Source organism: Luteolibacter sp. SL250 (assembly GCF_026625605.1).
In the GTDB taxonomy this organism is placed as follows: Bacteria; Verrucomicrobiota; Verrucomicrobiia; order Verrucomicrobiales; family Akkermansiaceae; genus Luteolibacter.
This window is the reverse complement of sequence record NZ_CP113054.1, coordinates 966428-993336: the sequence shown is the minus strand read 5'-3', so window position 1 is coordinate 993336 and position 26909 is coordinate 966428. Positions and strand designations below refer to the sequence as shown.

The 26909-nt window shown below is 59.7% G+C and carries 23 protein-coding genes; 10 read left to right on the top strand and 13 right to left on the bottom strand.

All coding sequences use genetic code 11. The annotated features are described in order from the left end of the window. Positions 1-788 precede the first annotated feature (788 nt). The 5 genes from OVA24_RS04415 to OVA24_RS04395 all read right to left on the bottom strand — a co-directional run bounded on the left by OVA24_RS04415 (position 789) and on the right by OVA24_RS04395 (position 8711). Entirely contained in the window at positions 789-2426 is a 1638-nt protein-coding gene (locus tag OVA24_RS04415; RefSeq protein ID WP_267673894.1) for an anti-phage dCTP deaminase, read from the bottom strand. A 23-nt stretch (positions 2427-2449) separates the two neighbouring features. Next, positions 2450-3673, bottom strand: coding sequence for an ATP-binding protein (locus OVA24_RS04410; protein WP_267673892.1), 1224 nt, complete (start codon positions 3671-3673; stop codon positions 2450-2452). A 134-nt stretch (positions 3674-3807) separates the two neighbouring features. Continuing rightward, complete coding sequence (locus OVA24_RS04405; RefSeq protein WP_267673890.1) at positions 3808-7089, bottom strand: ribonucleoside-diphosphate reductase subunit alpha; 3282 nt, start codon at positions 7087-7089, stop codon at positions 3808-3810. Between the two features lie 85 nt (positions 7090-7174). Further along, entirely contained in the window at positions 7175-7558 is a 384-nt protein-coding gene (locus OVA24_RS04400; protein WP_267673888.1) for a four helix bundle protein, read from the bottom strand. Positions 7559-7622: 64 nt separating this feature from the next. Further along, entirely contained in the window at positions 7623-8711 is a 1089-nt protein-coding gene (locus OVA24_RS04395) for a ribonucleotide-diphosphate reductase subunit beta (RefSeq protein WP_267673886.1), read from the bottom strand. A 446-nt stretch (positions 8712-9157) separates the two neighbouring features. Here OVA24_RS04395 and OVA24_RS04390 point away from each other — a divergent pair, with 446 nt between their 5' ends. The 3 genes from OVA24_RS04390 (at position 9158) to plsX (ending at position 11077) form a co-directional block, all read left to right on the top strand. After that, a complete protein-coding gene (locus OVA24_RS04390) occupies positions 9158-9736 on the top strand; it encodes a YceD family protein (protein ID WP_267673884.1) in 579 nt (192 codons plus the stop codon). Between the two features lie 12 nt (positions 9737-9748). After that, positions 9749-9931, top strand: coding sequence for a 50S ribosomal protein L32 (gene rpmF, locus OVA24_RS04385; RefSeq protein WP_267673882.1), 183 nt, complete (start codon positions 9749-9751; stop codon positions 9929-9931). A 102-nt stretch (positions 9932-10033) separates the two neighbouring features. Continuing rightward, positions 10034-11077, top strand: coding sequence for a phosphate acyltransferase PlsX (gene plsX, locus OVA24_RS04380; protein WP_267673878.1), 1044 nt, complete (start codon positions 10034-10036; stop codon positions 11075-11077). Positions 11078-11092: 15 nt separating this feature from the next. Here the strand turns inward: plsX and OVA24_RS04375 are convergent, their stop codons facing one another. Both OVA24_RS04375 and OVA24_RS04370 read right to left on the bottom strand, forming a co-directional pair. Continuing rightward, positions 11093-11470, bottom strand: a complete 378-nt coding sequence (locus OVA24_RS04375; RefSeq protein ID WP_267673876.1) for a hypothetical protein — start codon at positions 11468-11470, stop codon at positions 11093-11095. 41 nt (positions 11471-11511) lie between these two features. Then, complete coding sequence (locus OVA24_RS04370; RefSeq protein ID WP_267673874.1) at positions 11512-12522, bottom strand: D-2-hydroxyacid dehydrogenase; 1011 nt, start codon at positions 12520-12522, stop codon at positions 11512-11514. Positions 12523-12720: 198 nt separating this feature from the next. On the opposite strand from OVA24_RS04370, the gene OVA24_RS04365 reads away from it, so the two are divergent. The 5 genes from OVA24_RS04365 (at position 12721) to OVA24_RS04345 (ending at position 17869) form a co-directional block, all read left to right on the top strand. Next, complete coding sequence (locus OVA24_RS04365) at positions 12721-13041, top strand: hypothetical protein (RefSeq protein WP_267673872.1); 321 nt, start codon at positions 12721-12723, stop codon at positions 13039-13041. Positions 13042-13334: 293 nt separating this feature from the next. Then, positions 13335-14918, top strand: coding sequence for an HD family phosphohydrolase (locus OVA24_RS04360; RefSeq protein WP_267673869.1), 1584 nt, complete (start codon positions 13335-13337; stop codon positions 14916-14918). A 25-nt stretch (positions 14919-14943) separates the two neighbouring features. Continuing rightward, positions 14944-15408, top strand: a complete 465-nt coding sequence (gene ybeY / locus OVA24_RS04355) for an rRNA maturation RNase YbeY (RefSeq protein ID WP_267673868.1) — start codon at positions 14944-14946, stop codon at positions 15406-15408. 86 nt (positions 15409-15494) lie between these two features. Then, positions 15495-16364, top strand: a complete 870-nt coding sequence (locus OVA24_RS04350; protein WP_267673866.1) for a hypothetical protein — start codon at positions 15495-15497, stop codon at positions 16362-16364. Beyond that, a complete protein-coding gene (locus OVA24_RS04345; protein WP_267673864.1) occupies positions 16361-17869 on the top strand; it encodes a DUF7133 domain-containing protein in 1509 nt (502 codons plus the stop codon). The genes OVA24_RS04350 and OVA24_RS04345 overlap by 4 nt, the downstream gene beginning before the upstream one ends. Positions 17870-17931: 62 nt before the next feature. Here the strand turns inward: OVA24_RS04345 and OVA24_RS04340 are convergent, their stop codons facing one another. From OVA24_RS04340 to OVA24_RS04325, 4 genes are all read right to left on the bottom strand, one after another. Continuing rightward, on the bottom strand, positions 17932-19038 hold the full coding sequence (locus tag OVA24_RS04340; protein ID WP_267673862.1) for an enolase C-terminal domain-like protein: 1107 nt from the start codon (positions 19036-19038) through the stop codon (positions 17932-17934). A gap of 448 nt (positions 19039-19486) precedes the next feature. Beyond that, the gene (gene lpxK, locus OVA24_RS04335) at positions 19487-20689 is read right to left on the bottom strand and encodes a tetraacyldisaccharide 4'-kinase (RefSeq protein WP_267673860.1); all 1203 of its coding nucleotides are present in this window, start codon (positions 20687-20689) and stop codon (positions 19487-19489) included. 45 nt (positions 20690-20734) lie between these two features. Then, positions 20735-21856 carry a HupE/UreJ family protein gene (locus tag OVA24_RS04330; protein WP_267673858.1) on the bottom strand — a complete coding sequence of 374 codons (1122 nt, stop codon included), beginning with the start codon at positions 21854-21856 and terminating at the stop codon, positions 20735-20737. Between the two features lie 16 nt (positions 21857-21872). Beyond that, complete coding sequence (locus OVA24_RS04325; protein ID WP_267673856.1) at positions 21873-22868, bottom strand: polysaccharide deacetylase family protein; 996 nt, start codon at positions 22866-22868, stop codon at positions 21873-21875. A gap of 133 nt (positions 22869-23001) precedes the next feature. On the opposite strand from OVA24_RS04325, the gene secG reads away from it, so the two are divergent. Together secG and OVA24_RS04315 are read left to right on the top strand one after the other, a co-directional pair. Further along, positions 23002-23541: a preprotein translocase subunit SecG gene (gene secG, locus OVA24_RS04320; RefSeq protein WP_267673854.1), complete on the top strand. Its 540-nt coding sequence runs from the start codon at positions 23002-23004 to the stop codon at positions 23539-23541. 13 nt (positions 23542-23554) lie between these two features. Then, positions 23555-24805, top strand: a complete 1251-nt coding sequence (locus OVA24_RS04315; protein WP_267673852.1) for a rhomboid family intramembrane serine protease — start codon at positions 23555-23557, stop codon at positions 24803-24805. 29 nt (positions 24806-24834) lie between these two features. Here OVA24_RS04315 and OVA24_RS04310 read toward each other — a convergent pair whose 3' ends face one another. Together OVA24_RS04310 and OVA24_RS04305 are read right to left on the bottom strand one after the other, a co-directional pair. Beyond that, complete coding sequence (locus OVA24_RS04310) at positions 24835-25926, bottom strand: Gfo/Idh/MocA family protein (protein ID WP_267673850.1); 1092 nt, start codon at positions 25924-25926, stop codon at positions 24835-24837. A gap of 22 nt (positions 25927-25948) precedes the next feature. After that, entirely contained in the window at positions 25949-26842 is an 894-nt protein-coding gene (locus OVA24_RS04305; RefSeq protein WP_267673848.1) for a KPN_02809 family neutral zinc metallopeptidase, read from the bottom strand. Positions 26843-26909 lie beyond the last annotated feature (67 nt).

Sequence of the window (26909 nt, the reverse complement as noted above, 5' to 3'; positions counted from 1 at the left end):
AAACCACGGTATTGGTGCTGTCGCGATGGATAATCCTTATAGCAGCAACCCACTTCCCGTGGGCCCTACTCTCCTTCGTACAGGTTCCATCTAACACCTCTTCATGGCTTCACAGAGACGACCCGACCTGATCGCCACGGACACATTTCCCTCGTCTTGAGCTGCTCATGCTTGTTGGCAGGCAATGTGCGGCCGAATCCGCCTATGGAAAACGGGTTTCCAACCGATATGGTAGCTGGTCGACTTGAGAGATACCGATAGGTGTGGTGTTTATCACCCCCTCTCCAGCTGTTCTCATAGAAAGTTGCTGTCTGGCACCTAGTCGGCTTCGTCTCGAAATAAACCGGCCCCGCATGCAGGAAACCTGCAAGAATGACACCACCACTTATAGCAACACCAAGCATGACTGCACAGACTGATGCCCGAAATAATTCGTCGGATGATCTCGCATATCAGATATACAACCTGACATGAACCCTCAAAAAAAATGCAAAGACGCATGACCGCCTTTGCATCTTCAATAAGATTATCACTTATATTATCTCTTAGGAGATCTGATTCGATCCACACCAAGACGTGACACTTCATCTTTTGAATTTGAATTTCTTGTGTCTATGGAACCACTAAAATACCTAACGGTATCTTGGTAAGTTGATGATTTACTTTTAGGCGCTTGATCAAATTTTTCAACAAATGCAGGAGAAAGAGAAGATCGCAGGACTGGTTTCATCGGCAATAAATATATATGTTATTATCGCAATGTCAATTAAATTTTCAAAAATAGTTATTCATTTGTTTTGCGCACCATGCCTACGCCCCTTCTTCAGATAAGGCTTAGAACGCCTAGCGCCTCTTGAGCCTCCAGCTTTCGGCTCCAAACTAGACTCTAACTCATGAAGCACATATTCCTCTAATTGCAGATAATTCTGAGGAAGCATCTTCAGCCTTGGAACAGCATTAGCCTTATCAAATATGAGCTTCTTACCTCCTTCACCTCTTCTTTTTTTCTCAGCACCCGGACTTAGCATCATTGAAAATAGCATCATATAATAGCGCGGCCCCAATCCCTCAAACGGAGTAAATACCAATCGCTCCGACATCGTCCCACTTCCAGGACTATCTAAATATTCACATGAATCGTCATGAAACTCCGGGGCCTTGCTTTTCTGGTAAGGTTCAATATACACCACACGCGAAACACCTGCACCTATGATATGCTTTGCACAATTATGACATGGGAAAGTTGTCACGTACATCTCCGTATCCGCGGTAGCAACTCCCCGTTTAGCACATTCTAATAAGGCATCCATCTCCGCGTGCAACATTCTTCCGAACTCGGTCAAACTATCAATCCGAGTTTTCGCGATGACCGCATTAAATTTCTTTTTCTGGTCATCTCCCAACGCTAATGGAGTCTTCTTAATCAATCCCGCCTGTGTAAGGCCTTCAAACAACTGAAGTTTTATATCTTGAATTTCAGCCTTATTAGGCTCGTAAAGCCTTTTGTAATCCCTTCCTCCGGGAGAATCCAAAACAACTCCTCTTGCATCTGTATATGGCCAATAAGTGCCTCCTCCGAATTTAGGAACCTCATTCGCTCCAAGCGATAGTATAGATTGATTTTGGGCCACAACCGCCCCCACCTGCCTTGACAAGTCCGCCGTCTTGGTCGCAGCGGTATATGCAACGTGCATAGCATATTCTTCAAAAGTCGGAGTTACAAACGGATCGTTGAATACCATTCTCAAAAATCGATCCAATCGGACCTGAATACCTGAGACATCTGCGTTTCCGTCTAAAAAATAATCCGCCAAATGAAAAACTTTCCCAACTTCTTGACCATGCCCATCTATATCATCTTGATCTAGATCCATTAAGTCATTCACTTGCTTGAGTGCCTGCTTCTCATTTATAGTGCCACGCTTGGTAAGCAAGAAAGCTCGGCGCCTTTCTTTTGGAGAATTTAATGCTAGCAGATAAAACCCATTTGCATATATTCCCTTGAGAAACTCAAGTTCTGCTCGATTTTTAATTGAATCGATCAGATAAACGACCTTTCTGATCGAGGTTGCTTTCCCTTGCTGTTTTGCAGGAACCCCCTGCTTCCGCAACTGCCTTATTTCCCAAGTTGCCAACCTCATCAGAATATCATCAGAGAAAAGGGCGCGTGTTTCGTTCCCGGCCTTCATCAGATTGCGACTCCTCAAATAATCTCCAGAAAAGTTATAATCTGGATCTTTTGATTTCGCACTCGCAAGAAATGAACTTATCCTGATATGCTTGAGATCATATCCATATAAACTCAATTCTTCCCGCAATGCTTGAATCAAGCTTTCACGTTCGATTCCCAATGGGTAAACAAGTCCAAACACCAATTCAGTAGGATGCTTGGATTCCTGAAAAAGAGTGTATGAAATATCTGACATAATAATATGATTACCTCAATAGATCAAAATCTCAATTTTCTCACATTCACCACCGATTCATATTTCATCTTTACATAAGCCCTAAAGAGTGGATTAACGAATCTGAAACGCACATATTTTCCTGCTTCCACTCTATGAAGGACGCATCCACGCTCTTTTAAGCATAACTTACCCACATGATATGAAAGAGATTCAGATTTAGCCGATTTCTTAGTGAGAATTTCAAATGAAGAAACGACATCCTTCGTACTAAAGGTTCCATGCTCATCGGATGCAGAATTTGCACAAGCCCATAGAACGGCCTCAAAATTAGATTTATCTTTGGTTGAAAAAGTTGCTTGTTGATAGACCAAACGGATTGACTCATCAACTCTCGCAACGCTAGCCACCAAAGCTCTAGCATATTGCTCGGATCCAATCGTAAAAGCACCATCTTCGATAGTAGCTTTTGCTGCTTGCTTAGTAAGCAAGTGGGTAAAATGAGGGAAGCCTTGCGACAACTTCACCACTCTCGCCCTTACTTCCGGCTGAACTCCGAATCCCAGGAAATCAAGGCCCCTGCTAATAATTAAATCTAATTCCGAATCAGACATACGAGGCATTAACACCTGCCTCATACATCTCTCGATTGATGGATGAGCTCCAATTAAACCAGCGACATTGTCCGCTATACCCACTATCATCACGGTGATCTTAGGAGCGTTATCCGACAGCGCCTTGATTGTATCTGCCATTTTTCGCAGAATATCAGGGTCTATAATGGAGTCGTATTCATCAAAAATAAATAGTAAGTTAAATTCGACCTTTTCAAGAATTAGTTGAATATCTAACGGAGAGACATTTTCACTTTCAGGCAGAAAAAGGTCTAATTGAAGCTCTTCTACCGTATTAACGGGGAGGTAACCAACTCCAACTGAGTTCTTCTCAAACTTTACTTTCGCAAATGCCTTCCCCCATATATTTTTGAAGGAATCACTTCGATTGCAAGTTACCTTAACAGGAAAAACTCCTATGAGCTCCTTACCTATAATATTTGAAAACGACGTTTTACCGACCCCCCTTTCCCCATAGACAATTACATGCTGTCCTCGTTCATTGATTGAATCGACTACCTCATCGATTTCACTGATCCTACCCGCAAAGAACTGCTTTTCTAAAATTGGGGACGAAGGAGAGAACGCTTGCTCTAACTCAAGCGCCTTTTGTTCTCTATTATAGGGTTGATGAATTTTTGTGATAGAGTCCATTTTTTACACCCAAATCTGGGTGTGCTCTTCATTTTTTTACACTCTTCAAAAATAGAACCGGGATTCTTTCGATTCTCTTTTTTCAGATTTGCTCATAAGTGATTGTCACATAATTTATCAAGGTAATGGCTTGATTATTGGCAAGCCTCACACGTCCCGCCGTTCAGCATCGCATCGATGCTGCAGGCGTTCTTCTCTTCCGCGGTGTATTCCCGCTTCGGAGCCGTTGCCGGGGCGGTGGCACCGGCCATGAAGCCGCGGATATCTTTCACGACTTTCCCAGTAAACGATTCGCTGTCGTTGGCCTGGAGAGTGCGGAGGTAGTAGGTAGTCTTGAGGCCCTTGTCCCAAGCGCGGCGATACATGTGCGAGAGGGTCTTCATGTCCGGGGTGGCGAGGAACAGGTTCACCGACTGAGATTGGTCGATCCACTTCTGCCGGCGGGCGGCAGCGTCGATGATGTATTCGAACGGTATGCCGAAGACGGTCTTATGCTTCTTCTTGATTTCGGCGGGGATGCAATCGATGTCCTCAAGTTCTCCTTTGAAGTATTTGAGTTCATCCACCATTTCCTGGTTCCAGAGGCCGGCTTTTTTCAGATCCCGCACGAGCTCCCGGTTAAGGACAATGAATTCGCCGGAGAGGTTGGACTTCACGTAGAGGTTCTTGTAGTTCGGCTCGATGCAGGGGGTGGTGCCGGTGATGTTCGAGATCGTCGCGGTGGGGGCGATGGCGAGGACGTTGGAGTTCCGCATGCCGTTCTTCGCGATCTTTTCCCGGACGACGGACCAATCCATCTTTCCGCCGCGCGGGACGTCGATCTTGCGACCGCGCTCGTCCTCGAGGAGATCGAGGGTGTCCTGTGGCATGAGGCCGCGGTCCCACTTGCTCCCCTTGTAGGTGGAGTAGGTGCCGCGCTCCGCGGCGAGGTCGCTGGAGGCGCTGTAGGCGTAGTAGGCGATGGCTTCCATGAACTCGTCATTGAACTCGACGGCGGCGTCCGAGGCGAAGGCGAGGTTCCGCTTGTAGAGGGCGTTCTGGAGGCCCATGACGCCCATGCCGATGGGGCGGTGGCGGCTGTTGGCGGTGGCGGCGGCGGTGGTGGGGTAGAAGTTGATGTCGATGACGTTGTCCAGGGCGCGGATGGCGACGGTGATGGTCTCCTTCAGCATCTCATGGTCGAGGGCGCCGTCCCGGGTGATGTGGGTGTCCAGGATGACGGAGCCGAGGTTGCAGACGGCGGTTTCCTCATCCGAGGTGTTCAGCGTGATCTCCGTGCAGAGGTTGGACGAGTGGATGACGCCGACGTGGTCCTGCGGGGAGCGGACGTTGCAGGGATCCTTGAAGGTGATCCATGGGTGGCCGGTCTCGAACAGCATCTTGAGCATGCTCTTCCAGAGCTCCAGGGCGGGGAACTGGCGGCCCCAGATCTTGCCATCGGCAGCCATCTGTTCGTACTCCGTGTAGCGGCGCTCGAAGGCCTGGCCGTAGAGGTTGTGGAGGTCCGGGACCTCGTTCGACCGGAAAAGGGTCCACTGTTCCCGGTCCTCCATGCGCTTCATGAAGAGGTCGGGGATCCAGTTGGCGGTGTTCATGTCATGGCAGCGGCGGCGCTCGTCACCGGTGTTTTTCCGCAGCTCGAGGAAGTCCTCGATGTCGTTGTGCCAGGTCTCGAGGTAGGCGCAGCCGGAGCCGCGGCGTTTCCCGCCCTGGTTGACGGCGACGAGCTGGTCGTTGTGGAGCTTCAGGAACGGGATGATGCCTTGGGACTCGCCATTGGTGCCCTGGATGTAGCCGCCGGTGCCGCGGACGGCGGTCCATGATCCACCGAGGCCGCCGGCCCACTTGGAAAGGTAGGCGTTTTCCGCGATGCCGCGCTGCATGATGGACTCGATGGAGTCGTCCACCTTGTAGAGGTAGCAGGAGGAAAGCTGGCTGTGGAGGGTGCCGGAGTTGAAGAGGGTGGGCGTGGAGGAGCAGAAGCGGCGGCCTTTGTAGAGGTTGTAAAGGCGGATGGCCCAGTCCTCCCGGGCGGTTTCCTCTTTCTTGAAGAGGCCCATGGCGACGCGCATCCAGAAGAACTGGGGCGTCTCGATGCGGCGCTGCTTTGCCCCGGTCTTGTCCACGATGAGGTAGCGGTCATACATGGTCTGGATGCCGAGGTAGTCGAAGTCCAGGTCCGCGGTGGGGTCGAAGGCTTCCGCGAGCTTGTCGAGGTTGTAGGCCTCCAGGATCTCCGGGTGGAGGCGCTTGATGGCGACGCCGTGTTTCAGGTAGCTCTTGAAGGCGGCCTTGTGCGCGGCCTTGAGCTTGTCGATGCCGTCGCGCTGGATGCTCCAGTCGAGGACTTCCTCATAGATGTAGGAGAGGAGGATGCGGCCGGCGAACTTGTCGAAGTCGGCGTCTTTCTCGATGAGGGCCTTCGCATTGAGGATGATGGTGTTCTTGAGGTCCTTTTCGGAGATCTCACTGCCGACGGAGCGGCGGAGCTCGCGCTCGATCTCGGCTTCCGGCATGTCGATGTCGAGGCCGATGGAGGCGTAGGCGATGCGTTTGCGCAACTCACTGCCGTCCCAGAAGGAGGACTGGCCGTCATCCGTGATGACGGTGATCATGAACTCCTGGTTGGCGTCGTCGGTGTTTTCCTCCTCCTCGCGGCGGAGGCGGGCGCGCTCGTCGCGGTAGCGGACGTAGTGGGTGGCGGCCTTGAAGTGGCCCTGGCGCATGAGTTCCTCCTGGACCATGTCCTGGACGTCCTCGATGTGGACGAAGGAGGAGTCACCGCAACGGACGCGGTCGGTGACGGCCTTGGCGACCTCGACGGCGGGCTCCGGGTTTTCCTTGATGGTGAGGAAGGCCTTCCGCACGGCGATCTCGATCTTGGTCTCCGACCACGGGACGACGTTGCCGCTGCGGCGGATCAGGCGGACGGGGAGGGCGTGGGGGTTGGCGTTGACATCGACGGAGCCGGTCTTCTCCAGGGAGCGGCGGAAGGCGAGGGACTTCGCCACGTCGTAGGCCTCGTTCTCGAGGAGGGCCTTTTCGATGAGGAGGTAGAGGTCGCCCTCGGAAAGGCGGAGGCGGCCGCCGTCGTCCAGGGACTTGGTGAGGAAGGAGGCGACGGAGTGGGCGACGTCGGAGACGAACTTGCGGTTGACGTCGGAGAAGATGGATTTCTCGTCCTCACTGCGGGAAATGAGGAGGTCGGTGAGGGAGTCACCGATGGCGTCCGCGACGTCTTCCAGGGAGAAGTGGGTGTCGGTGGTGCCGCGGGTGATGGTGATGTCCGGGATGGGATTGCGCTTTTCCGAAGGGAGGACTTCGCGCCAGGCGAAGCCACGGTCTTCGAGGGAAAAGCGGTCGGTGACGACCTGTTTGAGGGCCAGGTCTTCGTTGAGGTTAAGGGAGCGGTACATATGGTGAGGTAAGGGAAGGATCGGTGAACAGTGGGCTGCAGTTGCTAGTTTTCAGTGTTCAGTTTTCAGGGAATAGCAGAGCGGGTTATCGGGAATCTTGCTGGCGGCGGGAAGTGATGCTGCGGATGAGACCCTGGAGCATCGCGGAGATTTCGCGGGTCTCCTTGATCATCTCGCGGGAGTTTTCGGTGGGCGGTTGGCCGAGGGCTTTCTGGACGCACTCACTGATGTAGAGCTGGGTTCTCAGTTCGCCGCAGGAACCTTTGCTGATGCGCAGGAAGCGGACGAAGTCTCCTTCACTGTCGCGCTCGGCACCTTCGGCGATGTTCGAGGGAATGGAGATGGCGGCGCGCTGCATCTGGTCCTTGAGATTGTAGTTTTTGGAATCGTGGGTCCGCACACAGACATCCACCGCGAGCTGGCACCCGCGTTTCCAAACTTCCAGATCCTCAAAGGTCGTTATCGCCATCTTGTTTCTTCTCTCTTCCTGAAAACTGAACACTGAAAACCAGCAAACTCACGCGCATCGCGGCTTACAGCTCGTCGTCGTCGACTGACGACAGCGCCGACGCTTTCTGGTACTCCGTGACGCGGCCTTCGAAGAAGTTGGTTTCCTTTTTGATGTCCATCATCTCGGCGAGCCAGGGGAAGGGATTGGAGGTGCCGGGGTTGAGGGGAGCGAGGCCGCAGGAGGCGAGACGGCGGTCGGCGATGTAGTCGATGTAGGTCTCGAAGTCGCCGGAGTTGAGGCCGAGCGCGGCGACGGGCAGGCAGTCGCGGATGAAGAGTTTCTCAAGGCGGATGCCCTCTGCCATGGTGGCGCGGAGGTCCTCGCGGAACTCCTCCGTCCAGATGTCCGGGTTTTCATCGATGAGGTCCATGAGGAGGTTGCGGAAGACCTCGATGTGGTTCGACTCGTCGCGCAGGGTGTAGCGGAACATCTGGCCGATGCCCGGGAACTTGTTCTGGCGGTAGAGGCTGAGGATCATGCCGAAGAGGCCGTAGAACTGGGTGCCCTCCATGACCTGGCCGAAGAGGAAGATGTTCTTGGCGAAGGCCTGCTTGTTTTCGAGGATGGTCAGGTCGATGTCGCGGCGGAGGGCGCGGGAGTTGGAGACGACGAAGTGGTTCTTGTCCTTCATCGTCGGGATGTCCTCGAACATGGCCTCGCACTCGTGGGGGTTCAACCCGAGCGAGGAGAGCATGTAGACAAGGCTGTCCGCGTGGATGTTCTCCTCATGGGCGTGGCGGCCGAGGACGAGCTTCAGTTCCGGCGCGGTGACCAGCTCCCGGGTGACGTGCTGCACGTTGTCCCCGACGATGCCTTCCGCGGCGGAGAAGTAGCCGATGCCCATCTTGATGATCCACCGCTCCACGTCGGTGATCTCGTCGGAGCGCCACTGCTCGACATCCTTCTGCATGGTGATGTCCTCCGGCTCCCAGTGGTTGTTCTTCATCGTCTTGTACAGGTCGTACGCCCACTGGTATTTCAGCGGGAGGATGTTGAAGAACATGGTGTCCTTGCCGTTGATGACTTTTTTCGCGGCGAAGGCGGCTTCGGCTTTTTCGCGGTCGAGGATGAAGGTCTTGTTTCCGACGGTGACGGTGGTGGTGGCGGCCATTTGACGTGGGTGAAAATCGGGTGATGGTGCTTGTGGAGGAGGTCCCTCCGGCGCGTCCGGAATCTTAGGAGAAGGTTCGGCGCGCCGGGGGGAGATACTGATAGCAGTCACGGTGCCGGGTCAATGCGATTTGGGATCAGGTTTGCTCATTTGGTATTAACAAATTATTCACAATACAACATATGGTAGTGAGGCAGGTGCATGCACATTGCCAATCCGTCGCTGGTTGTAGGAAGATCGGGCATCCAGGGAGGGGGTGGGAGGCAGGTCTAGGGGGTGGAAAATTTTTCGTTCCGGGGGCGCGCCAACGGGATCTGCCGGATTTTTGAAAAAGATTCCGCTCCGCTTTCCTCCGTCACTCCATCGGGGGCCGGTTTTCCTGACAAAAGCCTGATATTTAGCCTCAAAAATTTTGAGTCCGCGGGGCGGATCCTCCACCAGGACAGGTGACCGGAGGACGGACGGCCAAGGGTGGGCGTGGGAGTTTGACTTGGCGGGGCAAGAAGCCGGGTTACGATAGCGCCATGAACAAGCGATTGCTGATCGAACTTGGTAGCTTGCCGGAAGAGGGGAAAGCCTATTCCGGAGAGCTGCCGGAAACCGTTTTCGACCTGCCGGAGGATGATGCCACCGCCACCGGACCGTTGGTTTATGACCTGTGGGCACACCGTTTCGGCTCGGAATTGCTGCTCACCGGCTCGATTTCCGCACCTTTTGAATTTACGTGCGTGGTGACGCTGAAACGCTTCATCAAAACCATCGCGCTGGATGGAGCGGCGATCTCGCTGGAGATTGGTAATCAAGGGGAAATCGATGCCACGGAAGCCCTCCGGGAGGAGATCCTGATCAACTTCCCGGCCGACCCGCGGATCGACGAAGCGGACGAGCCGGAACCCTGCGAAATCGATTCCCGATATTTATCAGTGGACAAGCCGGGGGAAGATGGTCTACCCACTCCGCCCCGCGCCGGGAGCGACGACCGCTGGTCAGCTCTCGATTCTCTCGACCTAAAGGACCAACCTTAACAGAACACGACCATGGCCGTACCAAAGCGCCGCCAATCCAAAAGCCGTCAGAAAATGCGCCAAGGCGCAAAACGCTGGAAGGCACCGATCTTCAAGAGCTGCCCCGACTGCGGCAGCCGCGTTCCTTCGCACATCGCCTGCCCTTCCTGCGGTAACTACCGCGGCCGCCAGGTGGTCGAAGTGGAGGCACTCTGAAATCTGGCAACAGATTTATTTTCAAAATTGCCGCGCCGGGAATCTTCCCTGCGCGGTGATTTTTCGTATGCTTTTTCCGGCCACCGGCCATCTTGAATCCGTATGAAAGTCGCACTCGACGCCATGGGCGGTGACCGCGCCCCCGCCGTGAACATCGGAGGGGCAAAGGACGCCCTCGCCGCCTACCCGAAACTCACCCACCTCTATCTCGTCGGGGATGAAGCCATCCTGAAGGCGGAGTGCGAGAAACACGGCCTCAACCTGAACGACAAGCGCGTCAGCATCGTCCACGCCTCCGAGGTCATCGGCATGTCGGAGCCGGGCGCGAAGACCGTGCGCAAGAAGAAGCAGTCCTCCATCAGCATCGCGATGGACATGGTGAAGGAAGGCAAGGCGGACGCCTTCGTCTCCGCCGGCAACACCGGTGGAGCCGTCGCCGCCGCCACGCTGAAGCTGCGCACGCTGAAAGGCGTGGACCGCGCGGGCATCGCCTCCGCGATCCCGAACGAGCACGGCCTCTGCCACATCCTGGACGCCGGCGCGAATCCCGACTCCAAGCCAGAACACCTCGTCGCCTACGCGGTCATGGGCACCGCCTTCTGCAGGCACGTGCTGGGCGTGAAGAGCCCGAAGATCGGGCTCATGTCGAACGGTGAGGAGGACGAGAAAGGCACCGCCTTCACCAAGGAAACCTTCAAGCTTCTCAAGGCCACCCCGGGCATCGATTTCATCGGCAATGTCGAGGGGCACGACCTTTTCGAAACGCAGCTCGACGTCGTCCTCTGCGACGGCTTCGTCGGCAACGTGGTCCTCAAGAGCGTGGAAGCGACCGCCAAGGCCGTCTCCAAGTGGCTCAAGGCGGAGATCAAGGGCAACCCGCTGCGGATCGCCGGAGCCGTGCTTGCCCAAGGCGCGTTCAAGGCGCTGAAGGAAAAGAGCAGCTATGAAACCTACGGCGGCAGCCCGCTGCTGGGGGTGAATGGCGTGGTCATCATCGCCCACGGTTCCTCCTCCGCACTGGCGGTGAAGAACGCCATCCGCGTCGGTGTGGAAACCGCGGAGCACCGGATCAACGCGAAGATCGAGGAAGCGATGGCCGCCATCGCCCCCGTCGTCAGCCCACCGCCGCCCGCTCTCGAGGTCTGACCGGCTCCAGCGGGATTATTTCCCCAGGGATTCCCGGAACGGCTTCCAGGAATCCCGCAGGTAAAGTGCGAACGGGATCCACCAGATGAGGTCGTTCGTCAGGCAGAGGATGGCCGACCGGAGCGGCCAGGTGCCTTGGAAAATCAGCACCGCCATACCGATCGGACCGAGGACTTTCCCCACAAGCCCCACCGCGGCGAGCAACCAGCCCCGCTCCGGCACCCGCGCCACCTCCAGATAGAGGATGCCATACAGGCCGACGACCATGCCCAGGCAGGCGTAGATCTGCGGGTGGTTCAGCGGCGGCATACCCGCGAAGCGGAACAACCACTGGGGGTCCGCCGTGGCGAACAGCCCCCATGCGATGTTGTAGATGCCGGCGGCGATGAACACCCGGCGATGAAGCCTCCGACGCGGAATCCACTCTTGCATGGTCAGTAGCCCTTCACCGCATCCACCTGGTTCTTGAGCGGCACCCCTTTCGTGAACCGCACGATGTTGTCCAGGATCAGCTCATTGGAACGCGCGCTCCGGGCGTCCGACACACCGGCGATGTGGGGTGTGATGATGACGTTCGGCATCTTCCACAGCGGGCTGTCCTCCGGCAAAGGCTCCGGATCCACCACATCAAGCCCCGCTCCGGCGAGATGGCCGCTTTGCAACGCCTCCACCAAGGCGGCGGTGTCCGCGATCCTGCCGCGGGAGACATTGATGAAATAGGCGCCCTTTTTCATTTTCCCGAACTGCTGCTTGCCCAGCATCCCGTCCGTCTCCGGGGTATGGGGCACGCAACTGACGATCACATCCGCCTCCGGCAGCATCGCATCCAGCTCATCCGGCTTGCCGAACCGGTCCACCGTCACCGTCAGGGGGATGTCCTTGTCATCCACCGCCAGCACCTTCATCCCGAAAGCCCGCGCCCGCTCACCCACCTGGGTGCCGATGCCGCCGTAGCCGATGATGAGCATCGTTTTGCCGCGCAGCTCGATGAGCGGCATCCCCTCGCGCGAAGACTTGATCCACTCCCCCTGCTCCTGCGCGGCATAGTACGCCGCCATGTTCCGGCTCAGGCCGAGCAGCAGGGCGAAGGCGTGGTCCGCGATCTCCGGCCCCTGCTGGATCTTCAGACTCGTCACGGTCAGGCTGTTATCCTGGAAACGTGGGAGTTCCCGCTGCTTGTCGATGCCCGCACTGAAAATGTGCACCCATCTCAGCTTTGTGGCCGCGCGCATGAACTCCGCGTCCGGGGAGCCGATGAATCCCTCCGCATCCTGCGCCTGGGAGAGCGCATCCTTCCCTTTTCCATAATACGCGGGTCTCAGCGCGGGATACTGCGCCAACAGGCCATCCACATCCTTTTTCATTCCCTCGGGCATCAGCACCGCCTGCGCGGTGGCCATCCCGCCCGATACCAGCAACCAGACCAACGGAGTTTTCCAAGACATGGCATCAGAGATCACAACCCGGACCGAAAGACAATCACGGACGATCGGCACCGGCTTGCATAAAGCATGAACCCGGAGGCATCGCGCACGGGAAAATCGCCACATTTGACACGTAAGTCATTGAAAACAGGCACGGCACACTCCCTGCAACTAGTTTCCTCAAACCGGCCTACCCGGCGACCAACCGACTATACCACCATGAAAACCACCATCATCACCCAGATCCTCGGAGCAAGCGCGGCAGCTTTCCTGTTCACCTCGTGTGACTCCAAGCAGGAAAACATGCGCGAGGACGCTCTCGAGAACAAGGCGGACACCCTTGAAAAACAGGCGGATACGGTCCGCAAGGATGCTGAGAAAGCCGCAGATGCCGCAGAAGACACCGCGGATGCCCTCAAGAAAACCGACCCCGCCGCAGCCGACAATGCCGAGAAGGCCGCGGATGCCGCACGGGACAATGCCGAGAAAGCCGCCGACGCGATCGAGAACGAGGCGGACAAGACTCGCGAGCAGAAATGATTGATCCGACAGGATCACTTTCCCATCAAACCCGAGAGGCCGGATCACCTGATCCGGCCTTTCTTCTTTGCGGCAGACCACCGTTTCCCGAGCCTCCGGGCGTCCGGATTTGCCCATTGCCAAGGCTTGGAAAGGGGCGTAGGGTCCCCCCACGCGAGACGGCCCCGTGCCAGCCCGCGACTGCAACCGCCTTCCAAGCCACCGTGGGTTTTCTCAACGCAATCAAACGTTGGCGTCTCGCCCGACAAGGGCTGTCGTCCGGCAAAAAACGCCGTGTCCACAGTGAGAACCCTGTGATCCAGGCATTGGAGGAGAGTTTCTGGGTTCGCCTGTCCCTCTACGCCACCTTTGTGGTGACCATCGCCGTGATGGTGATCCAAGCCCCGGTGGATTCCACCTTCGCGGACAACCCCGTCAAGGGCGGGATGTACGCGGCGGTCATCTCCCTCACCGCGCTGGTGATGTTCCACCAGAGCCATGTGAATTCCTGCCAGCGGAACAGCCGGGTCATCCTCGTTCTGGGAGGGCTCATCGGCCATCTCGCCATCGTCCGGGTGGTGCTTTCCCTCAATACATCCGCCTCCCTTCCGGAGGCATTCAGCTTCCTGTTCATCCCCTTCGCGCTTGTGCCGATGTTGCACAGCGTCCTGCTGGGCCGGAACGTGGGCTCCTTCTCCACCGTGTTCGTCAGCTTCATCGGCTGTCTGTTCGTGCCAAGGGCGGATGTCATCGGCTTCCTGATCGTCAGCCTGGTCGGCGGGATGACCGCCGTGGTGCTGACGGAACGCATCCGCAAGCGGGTGCAGCTCCTCCGCGCGGGTCTCTATGTGGGTGCGGTGACGCTCATTCTGGTCTTCATCCTCGGCAGGCTGGATATGTCATCCGCCTTCGGCCCGCAGGCCGCGGACGGTCTCCGGCTGCTTGGCAAGGGTTGCGCCGCCGTGTTTGGCACGGGCGTGGTGACCGCGCTGCTCATCAGCGGTCTTCTTCCGGTGTTCGAAGGCTTCTTCCGCCTCACCACGGACATCAGTTGGCTGGAATTGAGCGACCTGAACCACAAGCTGCTGCGTCAGATGCAGCTTGAGGCTCCCGGCACCTTCCACCACAGCCTCGTCGTCGCATCACTCGCCGAGGCCGCCGCCGAGAAAATCGGCGCGAACGCCCCGATGTGCCGGGTTTGTTCCTATTTCCATGATGTGGGCAAACTGAAGAAACCCACCTATTTCATCGAAAACCAGCACGACGGGAGTGAGAACCCCCATGATGCGCTGACACCGACGATGAGCGCCCTCATCATCATCGCCCACGTAAAGGACGGGGTCGATCTGGCGGTGAAGCACAAGCTGAACCCCCGGATCATCGACGTGATCCAGGAACACCACGGTGATTCCCTGGTGGCTTACTTCTACCGCCGCGCGCAGGAGCAGAAAAAGGCCGAACTCGACAAGGTGGACCGCAAGCTGGAGAACCCGGAGGACCTGCCCCAGATCGGCGAGAAAAACTTCCGTTACCCGGGTCCCCGCCCCAGCACCAGGGAAAGCGCCATCATCTCCCTCGCGGACGGCATCGAGAGCGCCTCCCGCTGTCTCCAGAAACCCACCCCGGCGAAGATCCGCCAGCTCGTCGAGGACATCGTCCGCTCCCGCCTCAATGACAACCAGCTCAACGAGTGCCCGCTCACCCTGCAGGAACTGGCGGCGGTGAAGGACAGCTTCGCCAGCACCCTGCGCAGCATGCTGCACACCCGGATCGACTATCCGAAGGATGACACCACCGCGGGCGGAAAGCGCGCGTCCGACATCCAGCGGCCCGCCACCCCGACGGACAAGGCGGACCAGACCCGCGGCGGCCGCACCCAGCGGCTGGAGAGCGTCTGAAAACTCCCGTCCCAACACCAAACCCATGTCGCTTGAGATCATCATCGGCAACAACCAGGAAGCCATCGAGGTCCCCGAGGCATGGTTGACCGCTTACGAAAGCATCGCCTGTGAGGCAGCCGCCCTTGCCCTGGCCCGCGCTTCCCAGCAGGACAGCCCTCTTTCGTTCCTGGCCACGCTGGAAGTCGCCCTCGTCGATGATGAAACGAGCGACCGCGTCCACCGCGAGTTCATGGACATCGAGGGTGCGACGGACGTGATCACCTTCCACCACGGGGAGATCGTCATCGGCGTGGAGGTGGCGGAACGCCAGGCCGCGGAGTATGGCGAGCCGCTCGCCCGCGAGCTTCTGCGCTACTTTGTCCACGGACTGCTGCACCTCGCAGGCCATGAGGATGCGGACCCGGCGGAACGGGAGGCGATGGAAGCCGCGCAGGAGGAGATCGTCACGCACCTGTGGACTCCCGCGCTTGAGGCCCGGCTGGATTGATTTCCACTGAAATCTTCCCACCCTCCGCGCCGTTTCCTCACACCGCGCCGCGACGCGCCCGGCATGATTTCCTGCATCCCTGTTTGATGAAACCGCATCTCTCCGCCGCCTTCCTGGCCGCCTCAACCCTCTGCCCCGCGCAAAGCCCTCCGGATGGAGCCAGCCTCCACACCCTCAACTGCGCAGCCTGCCACCTTCTGGACCAATCACTGGTCGGTCCTTCCTTGGTGGAGATCCGCAAGCTCTACCTCGGCAAACCGGATGACTTCGTGAAATGGGCTGTCGCCCCTGGCAAAAAGCGTCCCGGCGCGGTGGACATGCCCTCCATGGTCCATGTGGGGGAACCCGGACTGAGGGCCATCCACGCCCACATGATGGCCATCGCGGAAGGCGTGAAGGAAAAGAAGGTCGAGAAAGGCGATCCCTTCGCCCACTCCCCGACCCAGGCCGCTCGGCCACAGGTCCAGCGGATCTTCCTGCCGAACGCCGGTCCGGCGGCCATCGCCATCGCGCTCGATGACCAGACCTCCCTCTGCTGGGACGCGGGGGCCTGCCGACTGCGCTATGCGTGGACGGGCGGCTTCCTCGAGGGCTACCCCTACTGGAAAGGCAACGGCAGCTCGCTGGCGAAGATCAAAGGCACTGTCCGCTACACGGAGGCCGCCCCCCTCTTTGACGGCACGCCCAGATTCCATGGCTATGACATGGACGGCGGCCTGCCCCTGTTCCGCTACACCATCGGCGAACGGGACGTCACCGAACGATTCACACCCGTTGCGGGTGGCTTCGTCCGCCACCTCACCCTCTCACCCGCTCCCACCTCCCCGCTCACGCTTGAGTTCCCGGCGGACAAGTCGGTGGAGATCACCAGCGACGCCGGCACCTGGGACAAGAACCGCCTCACCCTCTCCCCGGCGGATGCGTCCTCCTTCACCCTCACCTTCCGCTTCCGATGATCCTTACCCGCCTCATCGCCCTCGCCGGGCTGTCCGTCGCTCCCGCACTGGCGGACACATGGACGGACCACTTCACGCTCGAGGCGCTCCCGAACCCTGCGGGAATCGACCCACAGGTTGGTGCGCTTGCAGCGCTGCCGGACGGAAAACTCGCCGCCGCCTTCCACCGGGGCGAGGTCATGATCTATGACCCCGCCGGGAAATCCTGGTCCCTTTTTGCCAGTGGCCTTCAGGAGCCGCTGGGCATGCTCCCACAGGCGGACGGAAGCCTGCTGGTGATGCAGCGGGCGGAGCTGACCCGCCTGGTGGATGCCGACAAGGACGGGAAGGCCGAGCGTTACGAGACTTTCTTCGACGGCTTTGGAATGACGGGGAACTACCACGAATTCGCCTACGGTCCAGTGCGGGACAAGGACGGCTCGCTGTTCATCGTGCTGGGAGCTGCCTCGAACGGTGCCCCTATCCGCCCGGAAGTCCGTGGCGAGTTTTCCAAGATCGGCCAGGCGGACTTCAACCAGATGAAGGACGGGAAGAACTGGAAGGAAAACAGCAAGCTGGCGGGCCGGATGTACTCCCGCGTGCCCTACCGCGGCTGGGTCATCAAGCTCTCCGCCGATGGCAGGACTTCCGAGCCTTGGGCCAGTGGATTCCGCTCGCCGAACGGCATTGGCTTCGACGCCCGTGGCCGCCTCCTTGTCACGGACAACCAGGGCGACTGGCGCCCCACAAGCCCGCTCTACGAGATCAAAAAGGACGGCTTCTACGGGCACCCCGCCTCCCTCATCTGGCGCAAGGACTGGGACGGACGGGATCCGATGAAGATCTCCGCGGATGAACTCGACCGCATGCAAACCCCCGCCGTCGGCTACATGCCGCAAGGCGAATTGGCCAACTCCCCCACCGAGCCGGTCATCATCCCGGACGGAGCCTTTCCCAAGGAGTTCGACCGGCAGACCCTCATCGGCGAGATGAACCAACCGTGGCTCGTCCGCGTGCTGGATGACGAGGTTTCCGGACAACTCCAGACCGCCCTGGTTCCCTTCCTCGACGGCTCCCCGCTCGGCATCGGCAACAACCGCCTGGCCTTCGGCAAGGATGGTTCCCTCTACGTCGGCAAGACCGCCCTCTCCTGGGCCGGTTCCTTCGGAATCACCCGCGTGAAATGGAACGGAAAGCCGTTCTTCTCCATCGCCGGTGTGAAGGCGACGCAATCCGGCTTCACCGTCACCTTTTCTGAACCCGTGGACCCGTCCACCACCGGCGGCGTCAGCGCGAAGCGGCATACTTACAAGTATCACGCCAACTACGGTTCGCCGAAAATCGATGAAACGAAGCTGCCCGCCAAAGCGACGCTTTCAGGGGATGGCAGGACGCTCACCCTCGATCTAGACGGTCCGTTGAAGGAAAAGTACCTGCACCTGCTCGATCTCAGCGCCCTGCGCTCAAAGTCCGGCAACAGCTTGCTAGGCGCGAAGGCTTGGTACCAGGTGAACAAGGCTCCGTGAGCGGGTGAGGGTGCCCCCCTCACACCACGTACGAGACGCCCACTGGTGATGGAGACTCCTTGCTAGCCGATGCTTTCCGGAGGAGGAAGGTGTCTCCGGATTTCATCCACGCGCAGTCCGAAGCCTGGACCGCTGACACTGCGGAGGTCGATGGTGCCATTCCGCCGCTGGTAGAGTCCGGAATGAATCCTTGCCTCCGTCTCCGATGCCATCGGATAGAACTGCATGGCGTTGGTTTCCACACCGGCGATCGTGGGGGAGTGTGCGGCCAGCAAACAATGGGGCACCTGGGCCAGCATGGGATTGGTCAGGTCCTGCACCATGAGTGTCATCCCATGGGCCTGGGCCCAACACAGGCTGAGGAGCGCGCCGGTCTGGGTCTTGCAGGTCTTGAGCGCCACACCGTTCCATCCCAGTTCCCGTCCCCGGCGGATGTTCCGCCAATCGTGGGCGCTTTCATCCAGAAACAGGGGCTTCCGTGAAGCCACGGCATGGACGGGAATGGGATGTTCATCGAGCTCATAGGGGAAAGGCTGTTCCACATAGAGGATCAGCGCGAACACCCCAGGTTCCTCATCCCTCAGGCGGTCGAGGATACCCGTGACGCAAGCGGGATCCGTCACCGTGCAGTTGAAATCCGCCGTGAGCCAGAGAAGCCCCATTTCCAGCGCCACCCTGCCGATCCGCAGAAGCCGCTGGTAATCCCACTCCGGGTCATTTCCGCGGAGCTTGATTTTAAGGGCTTTCAGTCCATCCCGGCGGATCCAGTCAACCAAGGTCACCGGATGACCATCCTCCGGCTCGTCCCCGGAAAGGTCCGTTTCATCGACCGCATCCAGGCCGCCCACCAGATGCCATGCCATCAGCTCGTCCCGCCGCTGGGGGAGCAGGAAGTCAGCCGGAAACCTCCCCTTGAAAGACAGATCCCCACGATCCTCCGCAGGACTCAGGTAGGTGGACAGATCGCGGCTCATCCATGGAGCCCGGTAGGTCTCGTAGGTGGCCACATCGTTGGCCACTCCGTAAGCATCATGCAGGGCAAGATCAAAGGCCGAAGCACAGACCAATGCCGCGAGCCACGGCATGGTGGATCCCTCCGGGCGCTGATCATTGAAGATCCGCAGTTGGCGGCCCAATTCATCTTCGATGAAGTCATGCCCGATTTCCATCGCGTGCCCTTGATTGGGAAATTGTGGCCATGCCCGGGCAAGCTGCCGGCAGAAATCGCACAACGCCGTATGGCGCTCCTCATAGGAGAGTGCCGACGGCCATACCCATTGGACGCTGAGAGGCGTCTCACCCCACCCGTCGGCTTCACGTCCATCCGTCCTCTCCACCCTCAACCGGACACGTGCACACGTGATGGAGGTCAGTGTTTCCCCACCGAATTTCAGCGGCACCCGGGTGGTGACAGGCAGTAAAAAAAGCTCTGAGGCGGAGACGCGGATGTCGGTATCCATGACGTGTGCGGTGGGTCGGACGGTGTCCTGCTTCCGGGCTTCCGGATCCAGCGGCGCGGACGACGCGACCACCGGAAGGACGCCGATTCCGGGTTGGAATATAACGGCATCCGGATCGTCCACCTATCAGGAAGGGAAGAGGGAATGAGCGCGTCTGTTAGGGACGGTAGGCATTCCGGTTCCTCAAGGCCTGCTCCAGCGGCGGCTGGGGATCGCACAGCCGGTCGATCATCCTGTCCCACACTTCCCTGCCCTTCAGGATCTCCACCTCGATCCGCAGGAAAAAGATCGGCACGTTCAGCTCGGTGGGACGCGGGAAGCGGACCGCGTCCTTTTCCGTGGTGATCATCAGATCCATGTCCCGCTCCACACAGCGCTGCATGAACTGGTCCACATCCTTGCGGGTGAACCGGTGGTGGTCGGAGAAGTGCCGCCGCACCTCAACCCGCGCGCCCAGCTTCTCCACAGAGCGCTCGAACGCTTCCGGCACCGCGATGGCGCTGATGGCGGCCACCCATTTCCCCTTCAGGAAATGCAGCGGCTTGCGTTCACGGGTGAACAGGTTCTCCAGATAGATCGGCCCGTGGGTGGTCTCCACGACCTCCGCGGTCCGGTTGTATTTCCGGATGCGCTTGATGAGCGCTTCGTTGGAGGTGCCGTCGCACTTCGTCAGGAAGATGTAGCTCGCCCGGCGGAGGTTTTTCGGCGGTTCCCTCAGGGTACCGCGCGGCAGCAGCGCCTCCGTGCCGAATGGCGACCCGGCGTCCACCAGCACGATGTCGATGCCATGGGCGAGGTTCAGATATTGCATGCCGTCATCCAGCACCAGGGTGTCCGCGTCCAGTTCGTTGATGGCGAAGCGCCCGCCTTTGACCCGGTCCTTGTCCACCACCACGGAGACGCCATCGAGGTTCCGCGCCAGCATGAACGGCTCATCCCCCGCGTATTTCGAGTCAAGCAGGAGGGCGGAACCGGTGGAGACGATCTTCGGCATCTTCTCCGGGTCCACCTGGGAGCCGTCCCGGTGCCGCCACTTCTGGGGCCGGTCCAGTTTCTTGCTCTTGTAGCCGCGCGAGAGGATCGCCACGCGCCGCCCGCGGTCGCGCAGTGTCTTTGCCAGAAACTCCGTCACCGGGGTCTTTCCCGTCCCCCCGACGGTGATGTTGCCGATCGAGATGACGAGGGTGCCAAGGTGCCTCTGCGGCTTCCACCCGGTGCGGAAAAGCGCCAGACGCGTCTGCACCAGCAGGCGGAACACGCCCGAAAGCGTGGTCATCGCCATCCGCATCATCGCGGCGCGGAAACCCTTCGCCCGGCCGAAGATCACATCGGATCCCCAGCGTTCGAGTTCGGCGAGCATTTCCTTCATCGGCGCAACGACGATGGTCCGGCCCGCGACCGGGGATCAAGCGCCGAAAAACGCCCGCTCGATGACCCACTTCACGCCCCACAGCGCGACCACGATGGAACCGCCCGTCTGTATCTCACGCGTCCACCGGCGGAAAGGCCACAGCAGGAGGAATGCGGCGGCCAGAACGGTGATCTGGGCCAGTTCCACCCCCAGGTTGAACCCCACCAGTGGCAGTGCGAGGGCTTTCCCCTTCACTCCCTCCAGCTTCTCACCGAGCACGCTGGCAAAGCCGCAGCCGTGGATGAGCCCGAACAGGAAAACGAGGATCACCCGCTGCCTGCCCAGTCTGCGGACGAACAGGTTTTCGAAGCCGATGAAGGCGATGCTGGCGGCGATGGCCACCTCCACCCATTTCCCGGGCAGGGAGATCACACCGAAGACCGCCAGCGCGAGGGTCACCGAGTGGGCCAACGTGAAAAGCAGCGACTGGCCCACCAGCGGCTTCCATTTCGGCGCCATCAGGAACAGCCCGAGGATGAACAGCAGGTGATCCAGCCCGAGGGGGATGACATGGTGGAAGCCGGAGACCAGCCACTCTGAGAGCCGCGTCTTCGGCGGCTCCACCGCCCCTGCCCCGTCCACCCGGAACAGTACCGTCGAGCCGCCTGGTGCGGCGGTCACCACCGGGCCACCCGCTTCATCGAACACCGCGATGAACTCAGACTCCAGGTCATCCTCCCAGTGGGCCACCAGCCTGCCCGGCCCCGGCTTGGCATCCGCGATGATTTTCACCGAAAGCAGCGCGGTATCCCCCGCGTCCTCAGGAAGATCAAAGGGCACCTTCTTGAAATCCGGAAACTCAATCCGCCAAGGGACCGTTTCGTCATTGTAGCTGAGGGACAGCATTTTCCGGAGCTGGCTCTCCGTCTCGCGGCGGTAGCGGGCGAGTTCCTCCGGAGGTGCCTGCAGGGTCTTCGCCCGGCTGAGCGGCAGCCCGTCCGGCACGCCCCGCATCTCCGGCAGCATGAAGGCGATGTCCACCTCGCCGAGCAGGCGCCATTCCTTTTCGTCCGCCTGGAATTCGAACTCCACGGCGTCGATGACGTGGCCGGCGGCTGGAGCCTGGATGGCCAGCAACAGCCCCAGCGAAAGGATGAGGATACGGAAGAGGTTCATGAATGGATGGGGAAAGTTATTTCGCCAGCAGGCGGATCTCCCCGGCTCCGGGGACGGCATCATAGCGAACGAGACCGTCCTTCACCGCCACCGTCTTCTCCAGTTCCCCCTGCTTGACGGTGCAGGCTTTCCAATCGGCTGGGACGGTGGTTTCGAGAGTGAGCGGCAGGTCGTAGAATGCCGGATCCTCCTTCGTGGTGAGGGTGAGCCGGATGCCACGCGGGACGGTTTGCAGCACCTTCACCTCGGCACTTTCGCGCTCCTTCTTGTACTGGATGTAGTGGACGACGTCAGCGACCCAGAGGTTCTCCCTTTCCGCATCCAGCTTGTCCAGGATGGCGGTGAACCACTCCACCGGCGTGACCAGCCAATCTCCTCCCACCCCGTGCATGTCGAGGTGCCCCATCTCCCCGGACGCCAACGCCTTGTCGATGGTGGCGACGCATTCCTCCGCGGACTTCTGGTGGATGGGAGGCCCCCAGAAGGGAGGACGCTCCACCAGGTGGTGCTTTGCGAGAAGTGTGGCCACCTCTTCCTTGGACACTTTCCACGGGACTCCGCCGGGTTGGCCGTAGCCGATCAACCGCGGCCATTTCTTCCCGGGGGTGAAGGCCTTGATCGCTTCGTTCGCCTTGGCGAACTCCTCATCCAGTTGGGCGACATCGGTCGCACCCACGTGGGTGAACGTGTGGTTCTGCAGCGCGACGACTGGACTGGACACCACCTTGTCCCACTGGGCCTTTTTCGGGGGCAGGGTTCCCTTCCCGGGGACAATGTAGAAATTCCCCACGATGCTCCGCTTCTCCAGCTCCGGGATCACGTTGGTGAGGTGGGTCGGGCAACTGTCATCGAAGGCGAGCAGGAAAACGGCTTTCTTTCCGTCCTTCCATTTCAGGACCTGGGTTTCACCGACCTCCGCCCCGGCGGCGGGCTGGATGGCCAGCAGGCCGCATGCCGCCACCGCCAGACGCAGAATGCCCCTCACACGGACCGAAGCGAAAATCTCACGCATGACCGCCTTTATAGGAGGCATTTGTCACCCCGCAAGCCCGGCCTGAGGCGGATCAAACCATGATTTCAAGCCGGAATCCGGCGGAAAAACCCCGCTTTACAAGCCCCGGAACGACCATCATAGTCCGCCGCCCATGACCTTCGCCGCGATCAATTACCTCTCGATCAGCATCAACCTGTTGCTCGTCGTGTTTGTTTTCGTCTGCGTCCTGATGACCCTCGTCATCCTGATGCAGCGCCCGAAACAGGAGGGTCTCGGCGCCGCCTTCGGTGCGGGCGTGACCGACCAGGTCTTCGGTGCCCGGACCACCAACGTCCTGCAACGCGGCACGGTCTATCTCGCTTCGGCGTTCTTCATCCTCAGCCTCCTGCTGGCGATCCTCATCGGCTTCCAGAACCGGAAGAACTCCCTGCTCGCTCCGAAGTCCGCCAAGCCCGCTGCTGAAGCGCCGGCGGTTCCCGCTGAAGCGGAAAAGCCCAAATCCCTCACCGACGACCTTCCTGAAACGGCACCCGCTCCGGTAACGCCCGCCACTCCCGAGGCACCCGCTCCGGCTCCTGCCCCGGAAGCACCGGCACCCGCCCCTGCTCCCGAAGCAACTGCTCCGGCCCCAGCACCTGCTCCGGAATCCGCGCCTGCGCCGGCTCCAACAGAAAAACCGGAGGGGCAGTGACGCTTCCAGCGGCGTGAACGATCCCGCCGCCGATACCCCCACGATGCCCGTCTGGGCGCGTGACACCGCATTCCCCGAGGCACCGGGGGGCTGGGGATGGGCCGACTCCAAGGACAAGCGCACGCTTTGCGCCTCCCCGGAGGAGCTTTCCCAGGCGGTCCTCACCGACGAAGGGGGTAATGTCTCCTTGGTCTGGACTCCGGAAACGCCGCGGATGGTGCTCCCGGAGGAAGTCCCCGCCCTGAATGATGCCGTGTCCGCATCCCGGGCGAAGTGGGCACGCGGTGATCTGGATCACTACACCTCCCGTTTGCGGAGGGGGCTGACGTTTTTCAGCATCGTCTTCGCCTGGGTCTTTTTCGGCCAATACCGCCTCGTGAGCGGCACCTCGTCCTTCGGTGCGCTGGACTCAATGGGCAAGGCGCTCCGCGCCACGCTCAACCATGGCTTCATTGAGATCGGCTTCCTGTTCCTGGTGATGTTCGTCCTGATCCCGTGGTACCAGGCGCGGAAACGCTACAACGAGCAGGGCCGTTTCAGCACCCCGGCCGGTCTTTCCGAAGCGGTCCCTGCCATGCGGTTCGAGACATGGCTGGAGCGGCAGAAAGCCCCGTTCACTTATGTGTTCCTCGGACTGATCACCCTTGTCGGGCTTGCCCAGCTTCTCCCGGACGGGCCGCAATCCAGCATCAAGGCCGCTGGATTGGTGAAAGATGCCTACCGAGCCGGGGAATGGTGGCGGCTTTTCACGGCCCCGTTCATGCACGGGCATCCCATCCACTTCCTGATGAATGCCGCCGCCCTCCTCTACCTGGGCAAACGGCTGGAGGTGTTCGCCCGGTGGCCGCACCTGCCGATGGTGTTCCTCTTTTCCGCGGTCGTCGGCGGACAGGCATCCGCCCAGTTCCTCAGGAACGCCGACTCCGTCGGCGCATCCGGCGGGCTCATGGGTTGGCTGGGCTTCCTGCTGGTCTTCGAAACCCTGCATGCACGGCTCGTCCCCCGCTCCGCCCGCAGGAGGTTGGCCGCCGCCGTGTTCCTGACAGCCGTCATCGGCCTGATCGGGCACCGCTTCATCGACAACGCCGCGCACGCCGGAGGATTGGTCGCGGGCATGGTGTACGCCGCGATCGTTTTCCCGAAGTCCTCCTCGGTCAACCGCCCGCAGTCCACGCTCACCGACCGCATCGGTGGTTCACTGGCGCTCGCCGCCTGCGCCGCCTCCGCAGCCTTCGCGATCTGGAAGATCTGTGCACCTGCCTGAGCAGCGAAGTTACCACGACTTTCGCTCGATCACGCCTTTTCAACCGCCTCCGGCTTGCCGTTCTTGATCGAACGGTAGATCGCCTCCACGGCCAGCAGGTCCTTCAGTCCTTCCTCACCCGGAACCGCGAACGGCTTGCCGTTGATGATGGCTTCCGAAAAGGCATCCATCTCCAGCACGAAGTGGTCGGACGGAGGGAAGGCGAACGGAACCTTCGCGTCCGAGGTCCACCCGGTCTGGCCGCTGTAGCCATAGGCAGGGCCCATCCCGTAGCGGCCTTTCTCCGCCGTCACGGTGAAGTTGTTCGCACCGTTGAAATTGTAGGTCGTCATGCAGTTCGCCGTGATCCCGGAGGCGAACTTCATCTGCCAGGTGATGGTTTCATCCACCTCCGCGAACTTCACCGGGTCCGTCTTCGTCTCCAGCGCGGAGATTTCCACCGGTTCCTCGCCCGTCAGATAGCGGCAGGCGTTGAGCGCATAGACACCCACATCCATCAGCGCTCCGCCACCCGCCAGATCCTTGCGCAGGCGCCACTGCTTCGGATCCCCGATCTTGAAGCCGAACTCCGCGTTCACATGCTTCAGGGCGCCGAACACCTTCTCCCGCCCGAAACGGATGGCCTCCAGGTGGTGCGCCTCGAACTGGCAGCGGTAGGCCACGCCCAGCAGCACCTTTGCCTTCTCGCAGGCGGCGATCATCTCGCGGCACTCCTTCGCGGTGTTCGCCATCGGCTTCTCGCAGAAGACATGCTTGCCCGCCTTCGCCGCGCGCAGCACGTATTCATGGTGCATCGAGTTCGGCAGGACGATGTAGACCACATCCACGTCCTTGTCCTCGATGATCTTGTCGAAATTCTCGTAATTGTAGACCTTGTTCTCCGCAAGGCCGTATTTCTCCCGCCACTCCACGCCCTTCGCCGGAGTGCCCGTCACCACGGCCGCCAGCCTGGAATGCTTCGACTTCAGCAATGCGGGCGCGATCTGGTTCTTGCTGAGCGAACCGAGGCCCACCAGCGCCCAGCCGAGCTTCTTCGGCTCCGCCTGCGCTTCCTGGGCTCTGGAATAGACGGAGGCCAGCGAGGCCCCCACGGCGAGTTTGATGAATGGACGTCGGTTCATGAATGGGTTTGGGAAAACTGGGTCAGAGGCTCTGGTAGGGCATCGAGAACGTGTCGCCGTCCTCCATCTTTCCACTGTCGAGGCCTTTCTTGAACCACCTCATGCGCTGTTCCGAAGTTCCGTGGGTGAAGGCATGGGGGACGATCTTGCCCTGCTGCTTCTTCTGGATCGCATCATCACCGATGGCGTTCGCGGCGCGCATCGCCTCCTCGATGTCGCTCTTGTCCAGGTTGAAATACTCCACCGACTGCCGCGCCCACATCCCGGCATAGAAGTCCGCCTGGAGCTCCAGCCGCACGGAATACTGGTTGTAGTCCGGGCGGCCGCGCATCGCCGACACCTTGTCGGAATCGCCCAGCAACTTCTGCACGTGGTGGCCAACCTCGTGGGCGATCACGTAAGCTTGGGCGAAATCCCCCGGCGAGTTGAACGTCCTCGCCAGCTCATCGAAGAAGCTCAGATCGATGTAGATCTGTTGGTCCGCGGGACAGTAGAAAGGCCCCATCGCCGCGCTGCCGGTGCCGCAAGCGGTGGCGACATTGCTTCGGAAGACCACCAGCTTCGGCTCGACATACTGCATGCCATGCCGGGCGAACTCAGCCTGCCACACTTTCTCCGTGCCTCTGAGCACCCGGCTGACGAACTCGTAGCTTTCCTTGTCCGCCGGTGTCTCCGCCCACTCGCTCCCTCCGCCGGAGCCACCACCCGAAAGCTGGAGAGGGTTGATGATGCCGCATTTCCACAGAACAACCCCGGCGACCACGGCGACCAGGATCCCTTTGATCCCGAAGGTCCGCCCGATCAGCGTGAGGATGCCGAACATCCCGCCGCCACCACCACCGAATCCGCCACCTCCTCCGGTCCGGCCCCGTGCGTCTTCCATGTTCCCGCTCCCCTCGCGATCCTTCCAGTCCATGATCTTTATTTGTGGTTCACTACAGGTCTATGCGAACACTCCGCCACCCGCAAGCACGCAACTCACC